Consider the following 18,167-nt stretch of genomic DNA (forward strand, 5'->3'; position numbering starts at 1 on the left):
AAGTCGCCACCAGTGCCTTGCCGCGTAGCGACAGGTCTTCCCAGGGTTTGAGGTTGCGCAAGGTTACCTCCAGTCGCCTGTAGACTGACTTACCAGGCCCAGAGCCACGCCGCGCACCGCCGCCTGGGTCCGGTCGGCGGCCCCGAGCTTGGCAATGACTTTCTCCACATGTGCCTTGGCGGTGCCAGCGGTAATACCGAGTTTCTCGCCGATCTCACGGTTGCTGAAGCCGCTGGCCACCAGCCCGAGTACCTGGCGCTCACGGGGCGTCAGGGCTTCGGTGGTGATGGCTCGGCTGCTGTTGCGTTCGGTCATGCGCCGCAGCAGACGGGCGCTGACGGCGCTGTTGAGGGCTTCTTCTCCTCGGGCGACACGTTGCAGGCTGGCAATCACTTCGTCACGGCTGGCGTCCTTGAGCAGGTAACCCACTGCACCGGCACTGATGGCGGCTTCCAGGTGATCGGTGCTGTCGTCCATGGTGAACATCACCACTTTGAGCTGGGGCATGCGCTGCTGGAGGATACGCGCGGCACCCAGGCCGTTCAGGACCGGCATGCGGATATCGAGGATCGCGATATCCGGCTGCATCTGCTCGCACAATTCGATGGCCTGCTGGCCGTCGGAAGCCTGACCGATCACCTCGAATTCCGGGTGGCCAGCCAGGAGCGATACGAATCCTGTCCGGGTCACTTCATGGTCGTCTGCCAGGACCAGTCGCAAGGTATTCGTCATAGTGTTGCCTTGTCTGTGTTGAGAGGGACGGTCGCGCGTATCCGTGTGCCGGATTCCGGGCTGCTGACAAAAACCAGTCGGCCACCCAGAAGGCTGGCTCGCTCCTGCATTGCCACCAGTCCAAGCTTCTGGACGCCGTTGTTCCTTGATTGCTGGTCAATGATGAAGCCACAGCCGTTGTCTTCGATCAGCAACGAGGCAGTGGTTTCATGCAGCTCGAGCGCCAGTTGCACGTTGTCGGCATTGGCATGCTTGAGAATGTTGTTGATGCCTTCCTGGGCAATGCGAAACAGGGCGATTTCCAGGTGGCTGGGCAGGCGGGTCATGGAGCGTGAGCGCCAGTGTACGTTAATACCGGCTTCGCGTAGACGGTCGGCGTCCTTGTCGACGGCTTGCAGCAGGCCGAAGTCGTCAAGAACGCTTGGCCTCAGGCCGCTGATCAATTGCCGGCCTTCCCCGACGCAGTGCTGGGCCAGGGTCAGGATTGCCCGCAGGTCGTTATCCAGCGGCTCTGGCAGTTCGGGGCAGCGACCGGCAAAACCCTGCAGGCGTTGATGCAGGCCGGCGAGGGTCTGTGCCAGCCCGTCATGCAGGTCATAGGCCATGCGCTTGCGTTCGTCTTCCTGGGCGGTGAACAACTGATTGACCAGTTCGGACATGGTCCGCTCACGCGCCACCAGTGCTTCGAGCAGGCGATTGTTCTCCAGATGCGCCGCCAGCAGGGTGGCGAGCAATTGCAGGGACTCGATGTCTTCGCTGTCGGGGGCGCTGATATTCACGCTGTTGGCCAGTACCAGCGTACCAAAGGAGCCATCGTCGGCCCCGCGCAGGGGCAGCGTCAGTACATTGGGCAGCGTGGCATGGTCGCGTTCCAGCCATTGCGGCCCGATGGCCAGAGTGTCGGCGACGATTTCCAGGCTGCGCAGGCGTTCTTCACTGCCATGCAGGGCCGTGGTGCGCACCACATTGTCGCTTCCCCATTCCAGTAGCAGGCCGTGGTCCATGGCGACGAAAGCACAGGCTCGCTGCAAAACGCGCTGGCGCATGGCTTCGGGAGGCAACTGGGTCAGTTCCTGTCCGGTATCTACCAGCAGGCGAAGGCGTGCGGCACGGCTTTGTGACTGGCGATATTGTGTGCGAATCGCCAGGGCACTTGCTGGATCATGTGGAGGGCTTTGCATCTGTGTCGTACTCCAGGCGTGGGTTCATGCCCGCGCGGGCACAACATGATGCCATTAAAACCTGTGATGGCGCGGGGTGCCTATCTGCCGGTTGGCATAGAAAAATAACCCCGGTTGGCCGATGGAGAAAGCGGTTCGCAACGGCAAAGTAGCACTCACTGAATCCCTGAACAGATGCCCTGTAGGAGTGTTGCGATGAAACTGAAACAAACCGCCCTGGTCATGCTTTTTGCTTTGAGTGCTCCGCTGGTCCACGCAGCAGACACTGCTCCTTATACCTATCGTATGGTGGCCGAGCAGCCGTCCAACGTGAAAGACCAGGAAATCTCGGGTTTGTTTGACCGTTGGAACAACGCACTGAAAACCGGCAACCCACAGACCGTGGTCAGCCTGTACGCGCCGAATGCCGTACTGCAACCGACAGTTTCCAACAAGGTGCGCGCCACTCCGGCAGAGATAAAGGACTATTTCGATCACTTCCTGGCCCTCAAGCCGGTCGGTGAGATCAACTACCGTGAAATCCGCCGTCTGGGTAAAGATGCAGCTGTGGACAGCGGTGTCTACACCTTCACCCTGACCGCTGCCGATGGCAAGAAGAGCAAGGTGCAGGCGCGTTATACCTTCCTGTACGAGCGTGTAGGCGGGCAGTGGAAGATCCTCAACCACCACTCTTCGGCCATGCCGGAAGTGCAGCCTGAGTATCAGGTCAGCCGCTGATTCAGGACGTCTGGTGTTTGAAGCACATCCGGGGCCTTTGCCCCGGATGTGCTTTTTTGCGTTTGTGAAAGTGGTTTTTTCATGCAAACGGGCACGTCATATGCCGAACGGCATAGACAAATAGCCCCGATTGGCCGATGGCGCCGACTGTCCGCAGCGGCAAAGTAGCACTCACTGAATCCCTGAACAGATCCCCGTAGGAGTGTTGCGATGAAACTGAAAAAAACCGCCCTGGTCATGCTTTTTGCCCTGAGTGCTCCGCTGGTTCACGCAGCAGATACCGCTCCTTACACCTATCGCATGGTGGCCGAGCAGCCGTCCAACGTGAAAGACCAGGAAATCTCGGGTTTGTTTGATCGCTGGAACAATGCACTGAAAACCGGCAACCCGCAGACCGTGGTCAGCCTCTACGCGCCGAATGCCATTCTGCAGCCAACGGTTTCCAACAAGGTGCGTGCCACACCTGCAGAAATCACCGATTATTTCGACCACTTCCTGGCCCTCAAGCCAGTCGGTGAGATCAACTACCGCGAAATCCGCCGTCTGAGCCCGGATGCAGCGATGGACAGCGGTGTCTACACCTTCACCCTGACCGCTGCCGATGGTAAGAAGAGCAAGGTGCAGGCGCGTTACACCTTCCTGTACGAGCGTGTAGACGGGCAGTGGAAAATCCTCAACCACCACTCTTCGGCCATGCCGGAAGTGCAGCCTGAGTACCAGGTCAGCCGCTGATTCAAGAAGTCTGAATACCTGAAACACATCCGGGGCCTTTGCCCCGGATGTGTTTTTGTGCGTTGGTGAAAACGGATTCAGTTTCTGACGCCGCTGACCTTGCGGCAGTGAATCAGGGCATCGCGGATCATGAAGTTCACCAGGGTAGGGGAGACGCCCAGCTCCTTGGCGATGTCCTTTTGTGGTACGCCGTGCAGGCGGTACATCTCGAAGGCGTATCGGGTACGCGCCGGCAGCTCCGACAGGGCGTCGGCTATTTTCTCCAGGCTGGAGAAATTGATGTGCGAGGTTTCCGGCGACGCACCCTGAACCACCACGTTCAAGCCTTCATCTTCCGGGCCTGTGTACTTGAGCTCCAGCGCCTGCTTGCGATAGTGATCGATGGCCAGGTTGCGCACGATCTGGAACAGATAGCTGAGCTGGGCCTTGAATGAAAGGGTGATCTGGGGGGCGGAACGCAATCTGAAAAATGCGTCCTGCACCACATCTTCGGCGCGTGAGCGGCAGCCAACGATGCGGGCGGCGATTTTGACCAACAGCAGATAGTTGTCGATAAAAACCTGGAGTAAGGGTGAGTCACACTTACTTGTGAGCACTTGTTCCGTCATGGAATTCACCTTGCTGCGAATCTTGGAGAAGGTGTGTCCCCGTATTGGGTGGCACCTGCTGATCGGCGGGTAAACTATTCTTAATGATAATAATTGTCAAATGCGAAATCGAATCAGTGCACCTGTAGGGAGCAATTAGCCCCCTGTGCACTTTTGTAGCGCGGCTCAGATGCGACTAATTATTTCCGGATGCCATCCGTTCTCATTGATGACAGGCCCGTCCACGACGGCGGCCATGGATCAGATCAGGAGGACACAATGGGTTTCGAGCGCGCGCATCGCAGCTTTTTCGTCGGTTTTACCGGATGGCAGGGCCTGATATGAGCACTCCTGCGAGCCTGACGCTGTTCTGTCTGCCGTTTTCCGGGGCCAGTGCGATGTTTTACAGCCCGTGGCGGCGCAAGCTGCCGGAGTGGGTGAACGTTCGTCCTCTTGAACTGCCAGGCCGTGGCATGCGCATGAACGAGCCGCTGCAGACCGATATCGTACAGCTGGCCAACCGTCTGGCCGACGAGATCAGTGTTGAACTGGAGAAGCCCTACGCGATTTTCGGACACAGCCTCGGCGCCTTGCTGACCTTTGAACTGGCCCATGTGTTGCGCGCCCGTGGCCTGCCTGCGCCGCTGGTCCTGTTCATGTCTGCCTCCGCAGGGCCGGTGCGCCGTGATGTCAGCGAATACGCCATCGCCAAGACCGACGAGCAACTGATCGCCCGGCTTCGCAAGCTCAAGGGCACCAGCGAAAACGTGATAGCCAACGATGAGCTGATGCAATTGATGCTGCCTATCCTGCGCGCCGATTTCCTGGCCTGCGGCAGCTTCAAATATGGTGAGCGCGAGCCGTTGAGCGTGCCGATCCATGTCTTTGGCGGCAAGCAGGACAGCGTCACGGTGGAGGAGCTGCTCGACTGGCAGGAAGAAACCTGCACCGGTTTCTCCCTGGACATGTTCGAGGGGCATCACTTCTATCTGGTCGACGAGCAGGCTCAACTGCTGCGTCACCTTCGGCGTTACGCCGAACAGCACCTGACCCGCTGGCGCAACGGCGCAGCGCGGCAAATGGCCCTGGCGGCCGGTTGATCCCCTGATTGCCTCACGCGCGTTTGTGCCCGACAGCGCGCGCCTTTTCTTGAAATCCAGACCTCATTTGGCAAGCCGAATACAGCAGGAACCTCATCATGGATGCGTTTGAACTCCCCGATACCCTGGCGCAAGCCCTTCAGCGTCGCGCCGAGCAGACGCCGGACCACCTGGCCCTGCGTTTTCTCACTGACGAAAAAGATCAGGGCATCGTGCTGACCTACCGTGATCTGGACCGGCGTGCGCGGACCATCGCCGCCGCGCTGAAAGCCCGAGCCGAGCCGGGTGATCGTGCGATTCTGTTGTTCCACAGCGGGCCGGATTACGTGGCAGCATTCTTTGGCTGCCTGTATGCCGGTGTGATTGCGGTGCCGGCCTATCCGCCGGAATCCAATCGTCGTCATCACCAGGAGCGTCTGCTGTCGATCATCGCCGATGCCGAGCCGCGCCTGCTGTTGACCGGCTCGGACCTGCGCACGGCCTTGCTGCAAATGGATGAGCTGGCGGATGCCAATGCCCCGCAACTGTTGTGCGTCGACACCCTCGACAACGCAATTGCCGAAGGCTGGCAGGGACCTGCCCTGAATAGCGACGATATCGCTTTCCTGCAATACACCTCAGGCTCAACTGCTTTGCCCAAGGGCGTTCAGGTGAGCCATGGCAATCTGGTCGCTAACGAACGGTTGATCCGCCACGGCTTCGGGATCGATCTCAACCCCGATGACGTGATTGTCAGCTGGCTGCCGCTATACCACGACATGGGCTTGATCGGCGGCTTGCTGCAACCGATTTTCAGCGGCGTGCCTTGTGTGCTCATGGCGCCAGCCTATTTCCTGACCCGGCCGCTGCGCTGGCTGGAAGCGATCAGCGAGTACGGCGGCACCATCAGCGGCGGCCCGGATTTCGCCTATCAGTTGTGCAGTTCGCGGGTCAGCGATTCGGCGCTGGCGCGTCTGGACCTCAGCCGCTGGCGCGTGGCCTATTCAGGCTCCGAGCCGATTCGTCAGGACAGCCTGGACAGCTTCGCCGAAAAGTTCGCTGTTTGCGGTTTTACCCCGGACAGCTTCTTCGCTTCCTATGGTCTGGCCGAAGCGACGCTGTTCGTGGCGGGTGGTCAGCGTGGCAAGGGCATTCCGTCCTTGCGTCTGGATGAACGCGCCCTGGCGCGCAATGTGGCCGAACCGGGCGATGGCAATCCGGTCATGAGTTGCGGCACCAGCCAGCCTGAACACGGCGTGCTGATTGCCGATCCCCAGACCCTTGCCGTACTGGGTGAAAACAGCATCGGTGAAATCTGGGCCTGTGGCCCGAGCATCGCCCACGGTTACTGGCGTAACCCCGAAGCCACGGCCAAGTCTTTCGTCGAGCATGAAGGCCGTACCTGGCTGCGCACCGGCGACCTGGGTTTCCTGCGCCATGGCGAGCTGTATATCACCGGTCGCTTGAAAGACATGCTGATCGTGCGTGGCCATAACCTGTACCCGCAGGACATCGAAAAGGCTGTCGAGCGTGACGTCGATGTGGTGCGTAAAGGCCGGATTGCCGCGTTCGCCGTGACCCAGCAGGGCAACGAAGGCATTGGCATCGCGGCAGAAGTCAGCCGCAGCGTGCAGAAAAGCCTGGCTCCCGAGACGCTGATCAAGATGATTCGTCAGGCTGTTGCCGAGGCCTTCCAGGAAGCACCGAGCGTGGTGGTGCTGCTCAATCCGGGTGCCTTGCCCAAGACCTCCAGCGGCAAACTGCAACGTTCCGCCTGCCGCACCCGACTGGCCGACGGCAGCCTGGACAGTTATGCGGTCTTCCCGGAAAGCATCGTGGCTGCCAAGGAAGCGGCTTCGGCTTCCAGCTCCAATCTACAGGCGCAGGTGGCGAAAATCTGGTGTGAACACCTGCAACTGGAAGAGGTGGCCGCCGATGATCACTTCTTCCTGCTGGGCGGTAACTCGATTGTCGCGACTCAGGTGGTCGCCAGTTTGCGTGAAGCGCTGGGTATCGAACTGAACCTGCGCCTGTTGTTTGAAGCTCCGACCCTGGCGGCGCTGGTTGCACAGATCGAAGTGCTGCAACGCGATGGCCAGACACAAGACAGCATTGCCCGCTTGCCGGGCACCGATGCGCTGCCGCAATCCCTGGCCCAGAACCGCTTGTGGTTCCTCTGGCAAATGGACCCGCAAGGCAGCGCCTACAACATTCCCGGTGGCCTGCACCTGCGGGGCGAACTTGATATCACGGCGCTGCGCAGCAGCTTCCAGCGCCTGATCGAACGCCATGAGTCCCTGCGCACCCGTTTTTACGAGCAGGACGGCGTGGCCTTGCAGCGTATCGATCCGGTCAGCGAGTTTTCGTTGCAGGTGATCGATATCAGCGACCTGTCCGGCGAAGAGCGTCAGGCCCGTGCCCAGGCTATCCGCGAAGAACAGGCACGCCTGCCTTTCGATCTGCAAACTGGCCCGTTGCTGCGCGTCACGCTGGTGAAGCTGGACGATGAAGAGCATCAATTGCTGGTCACGCTGCATCACATCGTGGCCGATGGATGGTCGCTGAATGTGCTGATCGACGAGTTCTCGCGCCTCTACGCCGCTGCCATTCAGGGGCAGCCACTGGAGTTGGCGCCGCTGTCGTTGCGTTATGCCGATTACGGCCACTGGCAGCGTGAATGGCTGGGCCGGGGCGAGGCTCAGCGTCAAATGGATTACTGGAAGGCGCAACTGGGTGACGAGCAGCCAGCCCTGACTCTGGCCACCGATCATCCGCGTTCGGCCCGCAAGCAACACAGCGCTTCGCGTTACAGCCTGCGCCTGAGCAACGAGTTGAGCGCCGCAGTAAAACAGGCCGCCCAGGCTTATCAGTCGACCCCGTTCATGCTGCTGCTCGCCGGTTTCCAGAGCCTGCTGCATCGCTACAGCGGGCAGAACGATATTCGTATCGGCGTGCCTGGCGCCAACCGGCCGCGCCATGAAACCCAGGGCCTGATCGGTTTCTTCATCAACACCCTGGTGCTGCGGGCGCAACTGGATTCGCGCCTGCCATTTTCCTCGCTGCTGGCACAAACCCGTCAGGCGGCGCTGGAAGCCCAGGCCAATCAGGACCTGCCGTTCGATCAACTGGTCGAGGCGTTCCCGCAGGCCCGTGAGCAGGGTCTGTTTCAGGTTCTGTTCAACCATCAGCAGCGGGATCTGAGCGCCTTGCGGCGTCTGCCGGGTTTGCTGGCCGAAGAACTGCCGTGGCACAGCCGTGAAGCCAAGTTCGACCTGCAATTGCACAGTGAAGAGGACCGCAACGGTCGGCTGAACCTGTCCTTCGACTATGCTGACGAGCTGTTCGAGCGCGAAACCATCGTGCGCATGGCCGCACAGTTCGTGCGTCTGTTGACTCAAGTCTGCGAGCAGGCCGAGATCGTTCTGGGCGATGTGCAGTTGCTCTGCGCCGAGGATCTGGCCGAGCAGGTCCGTTGGGGCGCTGCGCCTTGCGCACCTGCCGAACAATGGTTGCCGGAGCTTCTGAACCTTCAGGCCCGCCAGACCCCGGAACGTATTGCCCTGATGTGGGACGGCGGCAGCCTCGACTTTGCCAGCCTGCATGCCCAGGCCAACCGTCTGGCCCACTACCTGCGCGACAAGGGCGTCGGCCCGGACGTCAAGGTGGCGATTGCCGCCGAGCGCTCGCCGCAACTGCTGATCGGCCTGCTGGCGATCCTCAAGGCTGGCGGCGCCTATGTACCGCTGGACCCGGATTACCCGACCGAGCGACTGACCTACATGCTCGCCGACAGCGGCGTTGCGTTGCTGCTGACCCAAAGCCATTTGCTGGGCGATCTGCCGAGCGCCGAAGGCGTCAGCACCATCGTCATGGACACCTTGCACCTGGAAAACTGGCCCGTCAGCGCGCCGGGCCTGCACCTGCATGGCGATAACCTGGCGTACGTGATCTACACCTCCGGCTCTACCGGCCAACCCAAGGGAGTGGGCAACACCCATGCCGCACTGGCCGAGCGTCTGCAATGGATGCAGGCCACTTACGCACTGGACGAAACCGATGTGCTGATGCAGAAGGCACCGATCAGTTTCGACGTTTCGGTGTGGGAGTGCTTCTGGCCGCTGATTACGGGCTGTCGTCTGTTGCTGGCCGATCCCGGCGAGCATCGCGATCCGCATCGCATTGCCCAACGCATCAAGGAATACGGCGTCACCACGCTGCATTTCGTGCCGCCGCTGCTGCAACTGTTCATCGATGAGCCGCTGGCGCAACAGTGCAGCAGCCTGCGTCGTCTGTTTTCCGGCGGTGAAGCCTTGCCTGCCGAACTGCGCAACCGGGTGCTGGAGCAACTGCCGAATGTGCAACTGCACAACCGTTATGGCCCGACTGAAACCGCGATCAACGTCACTCACTGGCACTGTCAGTTGGCGGATGGCGAGCGCTCGCCGATTGGCCGTCCGCTGGGCAACGTGCTGTGCCGGGTTCTGGACAGCGACCTGAACCCGCTGCCCCGTGGCGTGGCCGGTGAGTTGTGCATCGGCGGTGTCGGTCTGGCTCGCGGCTATCTCGGGCGTCCGGGGCTGACGGCCGAGCGTTTTGTCGTCGATCCGCTGGGCGAAGAGGGCGCACGTCTGTACCGCACCGGCGACCTGGTGCGCTGGGCGGCGGACGGTTCGCTGGAGTATCTGGGGCGTCTGGACCAGCAGGTCAAACTGCGTGGCTTTCGGGTCGAGCCTCAGGAAATCGAAGCCCGTCTGCTGGCTCAAGAAGGCGTTGGGCAGGCTGCGGTGCTGGTGCGGGAAACCGCCGCTGGCCCGCAACTGATCGGTTACTACACGGCAGCGCTGGAACAGGACGCCGAGGCCGGGCAGATCGAGCGCATCAAGTCTTCCCTGGCCCTTGAACTGCCTGAGTACATGGTCCCTGCGCAACTGGTGCGTCTGGACAGCATGCCGTTGAGCCCCAGCGGCAAACTGGATCGCCGCGCCTTGCCCGAGCCGGTCTGGCAGAGCCGTGAACACGTCGAGCCCGAAACGGAGCTGCAAAAACAGGTCGCTAGTATCTGGCGCGAAGTCCTGGGCGTGCCGCGCATTGGTTTGCGCGATGACTTCTTTGCCTTGGGCGGACACTCGTTGCTGGCCACCCAGATCATCTCCAGGGTGCGTCAGGCCTGCGATATCGAGCTGCCGTTGCGGGCGCTGTTCGAGGCCAGTGAGCTGGGAGCGTTTGTCGAGCAGGTCCAGGCCATTCAGGCGTCCGGTGCCCGCAACAGCCAGCAGCCGATTGCCCGGATCGACCGCAACCAGCCAGTGCCGCTGTCCTATTCCCAGCAGCGCATGTGGTTCCTGTGGCAGATGGAACCGGACAGCCCGGCCTATAACGTAGGCGGTATGGCGCGCCTGAATGGCGTGCTGAATATCGAGTGCTTCGAGGCCGCACTGCAAGCCTTGATCCTGCGCCACGAAACCCTGCGCACCACCTTCCCGAGCATCAACGGCGTGGCTTGCCAGAAAGTCTCCGAGGAAACCGGCCTGCGCATGCAGTGGCAGGATTTCTCGGCGCTGCAAGGTGACGCTCGTCAGCGTCGCTTGCAAGCATTCGCTGACAGCGAGGCGCACACGCCTTTCGATCTGGAAACCGGCCCGCTGCTGCGTGCCAGCATGGTCCGTGCTGGCGAGCTGGAACACTACTTCGTGCTGACCTTGCACCACATCGTCACCGAAGGCTGGGCGATGGATATCTTTGCCCGTGAACTGGGCCTGCTGTACGAAGCCTTTCTTGAAGGCCGTGCTTCGCCGCTGGAACCCCTGGCGGTGCAATACCTGGATTACAGCGTCTGGCAGCGTCAGTGGATGGAAGCGGGTGAGCGTCAGCGCCAACTGGATTACTGGACGGCGCAACTGGGCAACGAGCATCCGCTGCTGGAATTGCCGAGCGACCGTCCGCGTCCGCCGGTGCAGAGCCACAAGGGCGAGCTGTATCGTTTCGACCTGAGCGATGAACTGGCCGCCCGCGTGCGGGCTTTCAACGCCAGCCATGGCTTGACCCTGTTCATGACCATGACCGCCACCCTGGCGGTGCTGCTCTACCGTTACAGCGGCCAGAACGATCTGCGCATCGGCGCTCCGGTGGCCAACCGGATTCGTCCGGAAAGCGAAGGGTTGATTGGTGCATTCCTCAATACCCAGGTGCTGCGCGTCCAGCTCGACGGGCAAATGTGCGTCGAGCAACTGTTCGAGCAGGTTCGTCACACGGTCATCGAAGGTCAGTCCCATCAGGACTTGCCGTTCGATCATCTGGTAGAAGCCCTGCAACCTCCACGCAGCGCGGCTTATAACCCGCTGTTCCAGGTGATGTGCAACGTGCAGCGCTGGGAGTTCCAGCAGAGCCGCGAACTGGCCGGCATGACTGTCGAATACCTGGTCAACGATGCCCGGGCCACCAAGTTCGACTTGAACCTGGAAGTCACCGAACTGGATCATCGCCTGGGTTGCTGCCTGACCTACAGCACCGATCTGTTCGACGAGCCGCGCATCGCGCAAATGGCCGGGCACTTGCTCAACCTGCTGCAAGCCTTGCTGGCCGATCCGGCGCAGCGCTTGAGCGAACTGCCGCTGTTGCAGGACGCCGAGCGTCAGCAGTTGCTCGACAGCTTGGGTGTCGAGGCGGGTGAGCAGCGTCTGGATCAGTGCATCCACAGCCTGTTTGCCGAACAGGCCAAAGCACGCCCGAGCGCACCGGCTTTGACCTTCGCCGGTGAAACCCTGAGCTATGCCGAACTGGATGGCCGCGCCAATCGTCTGGCCTGGATGCTGCGCGAGCGTGGTGTTGGCCCGCACGTGCGTGTCGGCCTGGCGCTGGAGCGCTCGCTGGACATGGTGGTCGGCCTGCTGGCGATCCTCAAGGCCGGTGGCGCCTATGTGCCGCTGGACCCGGAGTACCCGCTGGAGCGCCTGCAATACATGATCGAAGACAGCGGCGTCGGTCTGCTGTTGAGCCATGCTGCCTTGTTTGAGGCCTTGGGCGAACTGCCTGCAGGCGTCGGTCGCTGGTGCCTGGAAGATGACTTGCCCGCGCTGGCTGCTTACCCGGCGAGCGAGTTGCCGTTCATCAGCCTGCCGCAGCATCAGGCGTACTTGATTTACACCTCCGGCTCCACCGGCAAGCCAAAGGGCGTGGTGGTGTCCCACGGTGAAATCGCGATGCATTGTCAGGCGGTGATTCGCCGCTTCGAGATGCGTCCCGATGACTGTGAGTTGCACTTCTATTCCATCAACTTCGACGCGGCCACCGAGCGTCTGCTGGTGCCACTGCTCAGCGGGGCGCGGGTGGTCTTGCGTGCCCAGGGGCAGTGGGACGCCGAAGAAATCTGCGAACTGATCCGCAGCCAGCACGTGAACATTCTCGGTTTCACCCCAAGCTATGGCAGCCAGTTGGCGCAATGGCTTTCGACTCAGGGCCAGACGTTGCCGGTGCGCATGTGTATTACCGGTGGCGAGGCGCTGACCGGTGAGCATTTGCAGCGTATTCGGGCGGTGTTCAAGCCTGAGCTGTTCTTCAACGCCTATGGTCCGACTGAAACCGTGGTCATGCCGCTGGCCAGTCTGGCACCGGCCTGGCTGGAAGAGGGCGAAGCCAGCGTGCCGATCGGCAGCGTGGTGGGCGCTCGGGTGGCGTATATCCTCGATGCCGATCTGGCGTTGGTGCCCCAAGGGGCGACCGGTGAACTGTATGTCGGCGGCGCCGGCCTTGCTCAGGGTTACCACGAGCGGGCGGCGATGACCGCCGAGCGTTTTGTCGCCGATCCGTTCAGTGGCAATGGCGGGCGTCTGTATCGCACCGGCGATCTGGTGCGCCAGCGTGCCGATGGCCTGGTGGAGTACCTGGGCCGGATCGACCATCAGGTGAAGATTCGCGGTTTCCGTATCGAACTGGGCGAAATCGAAACCCGCCTGCTGGAACACGAAGCCATCCGCGAAGCCGTGGTGCTGGCGCTGGATACGCCAGCGGGCAAGCAACTGGCCGGTTATCTGGTCACTGATGTGGTTGGGCAGGGCGAGGAGCAACAGGCACAACTGCGCGAGTCGCTCAAGGCGCATCTGAAGACGCAACTGCCGGATTACATGGTGCCTGCGCATCTGATCCTGCTGGACAGCATGCCGCTGACCGCCAACGGCAAGCTCGACCGCCGCGCCTTGCCAGCGCCGGACCCGGAACTCAATCGTCAGAGTTATGTGGCACCGACCAGCGAACTGGAGCAGACCCTGGCGGGTATCTGGTGCGCGGTGTTGAACGTGGAAAAAGTCGGCCTCAACGACAACTTCTTCGAGTTGGGCGGCGATTCGATCCTGTCGATCCAGGTGGTCAGCCGTGCGCGTCAGGCCGGGATTCATTTCAGTCCTCGCGACCTGTTCCAGCACCAGACCGTTCAGACCCTGGCCGCCGTGGCCACCACCAGTAAGCTGGTTCAGGCCGAGCAAGGTCTGCTGACCGGCGAATCGGCCCTGACGCCGATTCAGCACTGGTTCTTCGAGACGCCGATCCCTGAGCGCCAGCACTGGAATCAGGCGCTGGTGCTGGAGCCGACCACGGCCCTGGAGCCTCGTTATCTTGAGCAGGCTCTGCTGGCGATTCTTGAACAGCACGATGCCTTGCGCCTGAGCTTCCGGGACAACGCCGGAAAATGGAAGGCCGAGCACCGTGCTGTCACCGGTGAAAGCCTGCTGCTGCAAGCGCGTGTTTCCGACATGAGCGAGTGCGCCGCACTGTTTGCGGACACCCAGCGCAGCCTGGATCTGCAAGGCGGCCCGCTGTTGCGTGCCTTGCTGGTGGATGGGCCGCAGGGCCAGCAGCGCCTGCTGATGGTCATTCACCACTTGGTTGTCGATGGTGTTTCATGGCGCGTGCTGCTGGACGATCTGCAAGTCGCCTATCGCCAGCTTGTCGATGCCGCACTCGTCAAACTGCCAGCCAAGACCAGCGCCTTCCGTGACTGGGCCGGGCGTCTACAGGCTTACGCCGGTAGCGAATCCTTGCGCGAAGAACTGGCCTGGTGGCAGCGTCAGCTCAGCGGGCCGGGGGCTGAATTGCCTTGCGATAATCCGCAGGGCGGGCAGCAGAATATTCATGCACAGACCGTCAGTGTGCGTCTGGATACGCAAAGCACCCGACAGTTGCTGCAACAGGCGCCGAGCGCTTATCGGACTCAGGTCAACGATTTGCTGCTGACCGCGCTGGCACAGGTGGTCTGCCGCTGGAGCGGGCAGGCGTCGGCGTTGATTCAGCTCGAAGGCCATGGCCGCGAAACCCTGTTCGACGAAATCGACCTGACCCGCACCGTGGGCTGGTTCACCAGCGCCTATCCGCTGCGCCTGACGCCCGGATTGGCCGTCGAGGATGGACCGGGCGCATCGATCAAGGCGATCAAGGAGCAGTTGCGTCAGGTTCCGCACAAAGGGCTGGGTTATGGCGTGCTGCGTTATCTGGCCGATGGCAACAGCCGCGCTGCAATGCAAGCCTTGCCGGTCGCGCCGATCACTTTCAACTACTTGGGGCAGTTCGACCAGAGCTTTGGCAGCGATGCCTTGTTCCGTCCGCTGGATGAGTCGGCGGGTGCGGCCCATGACGCCCATGCACCGTTGCCAAACGAACTGAGCATCGACAGTCAGGTGTACGGCGGCGAACTGGTGCTGCGCTGGACGTTCAGTGGAGAGCGTTACCAGACCCAGGCCATCACCGAACTGGCGCAGGCTTATCTGGCGCAGTTGCAGGCGCTGATTGCCCATTGTCTGGCAGACGGCAGCGGCGGCCTGACACCTTCGGATTTCCCGCTGGCCGCTCTGGATCAGGCGCATCTGGATGCGCTGCCGGTACCGGCAGCGCATATCGAAGATGTCTACCCGCTGACTCCGATGCAGGAGGGCATGTTGCTGCACACCCTGCTGGAACCGGGCACCGGCCTGTATTACATGCAGGATCGCTATCGCATCAACAGCGAGCTGGACCCGCAACGTTTCGCCCAGGCCTGGCAGGCGGTCATTGCCCGTCACGAAGCCCTGCGTGCCTCGTTCTGCTGGGATATCGGCGAAACCATGCTGCAAGTCATTCACAAACCCGGCAACACGCCGATCGATTATCTGGACTGGCGCGATGTGGCGCAGAGCGAGCAGGAGCCGCGTCTGCAAGCCTTGCTCAAGTCCGAACGCGAGGCCGGTTTCGACTTGCTCAATCAGCCGCCGTTCCACCTGCGCCTGATTCGTGTCGACGAGGCCCGCTACTGGTTCATGATGAGCAACCACCACATCCTGATCGATGCCTGGTGCCGCTCGTTGCTGATGAATGACTTCTTCGACATCTACACCGCGCTGGGCGAAGGCCGCGAGGCACACCTGGCCGCGCCGCCGCGCTATCGCGATTACATCGGCTGGTTGCAGCGTCGCGGTCTGGTACAGGCCCGTGACTGGTGGCGGCAGAACCTCAAGGGTTTCGAGCGTCCGACGCCGATCCCGAGCGACCGTCCGTTCCTGCGCGAGCATGCCGGTGACAGTGGCGGCATGGTGGTGGGGGATTGCTACACCCGTCTGGATGTGGCCGATGGTGTACGACTGCGCGAACTGGCACAGCAGCATCAACTGACCATCAACACCTTTGCCCAGGCAGCCTGGGCCTTGACCTTGCGGCGCATGAGCGGTGACCGGGACGTGGTGTTCGGTGTGACCGTGGCCGGCCGTCCGGTCGACATGCCACAGATGCAGCGCACGGTGGGCCTGTTCATCAACACCATCGCCCTGCGCGTGGGCTTGCCGCAGGATGACCAGCGTTGCAGTGTTCGCCAGTGGCTGAACCGTTTGCTGGAAAGCAACATGGAGCTGCGCGAGTACGAGTACCTGCCGCTGGTGACCATCCAGGAAAACAGCGAGCTGCCCAAGGGCCAGCCGTTGTTCGACAGTCTGTTCGTGTTCGAGAACGCGCCGGTTGAAGTCTCGGTGCTGGACCGTGCGCAAAGCCTCAATGCCACTTCGGATTCAGGCCGTACCCACACCAACTATCCGCTCACGGCAGTGTGCTACCCCGGCGATGACCTGGGGCTGCATCTGTCCTATGACCAGCGCTACTTCGACGAAACCACGGTGCAAGGCATGCTGGGCGAGTTCAAGCGCCTGCTGCTGGCCTTGATCGAAGGTTTCCATGGCGATATGTCCGAGCTGGCGCTGCTGAGTGAAACGGAGCGCGAGTTCCTGCTCGATGGCTGCAACAGGAGCGATCACGACTACCCGCTGGAGCGCAGCTATGCCGAGTTATTCGAGGCGCAGGTCGATGCTCATCCGCAACGTACGGTCGTCAGTTGCCTGGATCGCCAGTACAGCTATGCCGAGTTGAATGCACTCAGCAACCGCCTTGGCCATGCCTTGATCGAGGCCGGAGCCGGTTTCGATCAGCCGATAGCCTTGCTGGCCGAGCGTGGTCCCGAACTGCTGGGCATGATCATCGGCAGCTTCAAGGCCGGTGCCGGTTACCTGCCGCTGGACCCGGCGCTGCCGAACCCGCGTCTGAGCGGCATCATTCAGCAAAGCCGCACGCCGGTGCTGGTGTGCAGTGCCGAATGCCGTGACCAGGCTCAGGCCTTGCTGGCCGATATCGCTGAAGCGGGTCGTCCACGTTTGCTGGTCTGGGAAGCGGTGCAGCAGAGTGAGCTGTCGCAGGACAATCCCGGTCGATACAGCGCGCCGGACAATCTGGCCTACGTGATCTTCACCTCGGGCTCCACCGGATTGCCCAAAGGGGTCATGGTCGAGCAACGCGGCATGCTCAATAACCAGTTGAGCAAGGTGCCTTATCTGAACCTGAGCGATGCAGACGTGATTGCCCAGACCGCTTCGCAAAGCTTCGATATCTCGGTCTGGCAGTTCCTGGCAGCGCCATTGTTCGGTGCGAGGGTGGACATCGTGCCAAACGATATCGCCCGTGATCCACAGGCCTTGCTGAGTCACGTTCAGGCTCAGCGCATCAGCGTGCTGGAAAGCGTGCCGTCCCTGATTCAAGGGTTGCTGGCCGAGGAGCGCGCAAGCCTCGATGGCCTGCGCTGGATGCTGCCCACTGGTGAAGCCATGCCGCCGGAGCTTGCCAGCCAATGGTTGCAACGCTACCCGGATATCGGGCTGGTCAACGCTTATGGTCCTGCCGAATGTTCAGACGACGTGGCGTTCTTCCGCGTCGATCCGGAGTCGACTCGCAGCACCTACCTGCCGATCGGCACGCCAACGGACAACAACCGTTTGTACCTGCTCGACGAGGCGCTGGAGCTGGTGCCGCTGGGCGCCGTCGGCGAGCTGTGCGTGGCCGGGACCGGTGTCGGTCGTGGTTATGTCAGCGACCCGTTGCGCACCGTGCCGGTGTTTGTGCCCAACCCGTTCGGTGCAACCGGCGAGCGTCTGTATCGCACCGGCGACCTTGCGCGAAGAAGGGCTGACGGCGTGCTCGAATACGTGGGCCGGGTCGACCATCAGGTGAAGATTCGCGGCTACCGCATCGAACTGGGCGAGATCGAAACCCGCCTGCAGGAGCACGAAGCGATCCGTGAATCTGTGGTGCTGGATATCGACGGACCGTTGGGTAAGGTGCTGGCGGCGTATCTGGTGCCGCGTGGCAATGCACAGGACCCGGACTTGCTGCGCGATGAACTGAAAAGCCACCTCAAGACCAGCCTGCCGGACTACATGGTGCCAAGCCATCTGGTGATGCTGGAGGCCATGCCGTTGACCCCGAATGGCAAGCTGGACCGCAAGGCCCTGCCCAAGCCGGATGTCAGCCAGGTGCAGAACGATTATGTGGCACCGCAGAGCGAGCTTGAGCAGCAACTGGCGACGATCTGGGCTGATGTGCTGAAGGTCGAGCGTGTCGGCATCACCGACAACTTCTTCGAGTTGGGCGGGCATTCGCTGCTGGCGACTCAGGTGGTGACCCGGGCGCAGAAGCTGCTGCAACGCAATGTACCGCTGCGCGCGATGTTCGAGTTCAACACCATTCAAGGGTTGGCGGGGCATCTGGAAGGCCTTGGCGGGCAGAAGGTCGATGAACAGAAATTCGACCGGCTGGCGGACCTGATGGCTGAACTGGAGGGGCTGTAAATCAGCCTCTCGTCG

7 protein-coding genes are annotated in these 18,167 nt (G+C 61.6%); 4 read left to right on the forward strand and 3 right to left on the reverse strand.

All coding sequences use genetic code 11. From position 1 onward, the window contains the following. Positions 1–63 precede the first annotated feature (63 nt). Entirely contained in the window at positions 64–732 is a 669-nt protein-coding gene (locus CKW23_RS01445) for a response regulator transcription factor (protein ID WP_025260706.1), read from the reverse strand. Next, on the reverse strand, positions 729–1,913 hold the full coding sequence (locus CKW23_RS01450) for a sensor histidine kinase (protein WP_025260705.1): 1,185 nt from the start codon (positions 1,911–1,913) through the stop codon (positions 729–731). The genes CKW23_RS01445 and CKW23_RS01450 overlap by 4 nt, the downstream gene beginning before the upstream one ends. A gap of 195 nt (positions 1,914–2,108) precedes the next feature. Between CKW23_RS01450 and CKW23_RS01455 the strand changes: the two genes are divergently transcribed. Both CKW23_RS01455 and CKW23_RS01460 read left to right on the forward strand, forming a co-directional pair. Then, entirely contained in the window at positions 2,109–2,630 is a 522-nt protein-coding gene (locus tag CKW23_RS01455) for an SgcJ/EcaC family oxidoreductase (protein ID WP_025260704.1), read from the forward strand. Between the two features lie 210 nt (positions 2,631–2,840). Next, positions 2,841–3,362, forward strand: a complete 522-nt coding sequence (locus CKW23_RS01460) for an SgcJ/EcaC family oxidoreductase (RefSeq protein ID WP_025260703.1) — start codon at positions 2,841–2,843, stop codon at positions 3,360–3,362. Positions 3,363–3,439: 77 nt separating this feature from the next. On the opposite strand, the gene CKW23_RS01465 is transcribed toward CKW23_RS01460, so the two are convergent. Further along, positions 3,440–3,970 (reverse strand): RNA polymerase factor sigma-70, encoded by a 531-nt coding sequence (locus CKW23_RS01465; protein ID WP_025260702.1) that lies wholly within the window; start codon positions 3,968–3,970, stop codon positions 3,440–3,442. A gap of 320 nt (positions 3,971–4,290) precedes the next feature. On the opposite strand from CKW23_RS01465, the gene CKW23_RS01470 reads away from it, so the two are divergent. Further along, entirely contained in the window at positions 4,291–5,049 is a 759-nt protein-coding gene (locus tag CKW23_RS01470) for a thioesterase II family protein (protein WP_025260701.1), read from the forward strand. A 95-nt stretch (positions 5,050–5,144) separates the two neighbouring features. Next, complete coding sequence (locus CKW23_RS01475) at positions 5,145–18,152, forward strand: non-ribosomal peptide synthetase (RefSeq protein ID WP_177434618.1); 13,008 nt, start codon at positions 5,145–5,147, stop codon at positions 18,150–18,152. The last annotated feature ends 15 nt before the right edge of the window (positions 18,153–18,167 follow it).

The sequence above is a fragment of the Pseudomonas sp. Irchel 3A18 genome (assembly GCF_900187465.1).
GTDB lineage: Bacteria > Pseudomonadota > Gammaproteobacteria > Pseudomonadales > Pseudomonadaceae > Aquipseudomonas > Aquipseudomonas cichorii.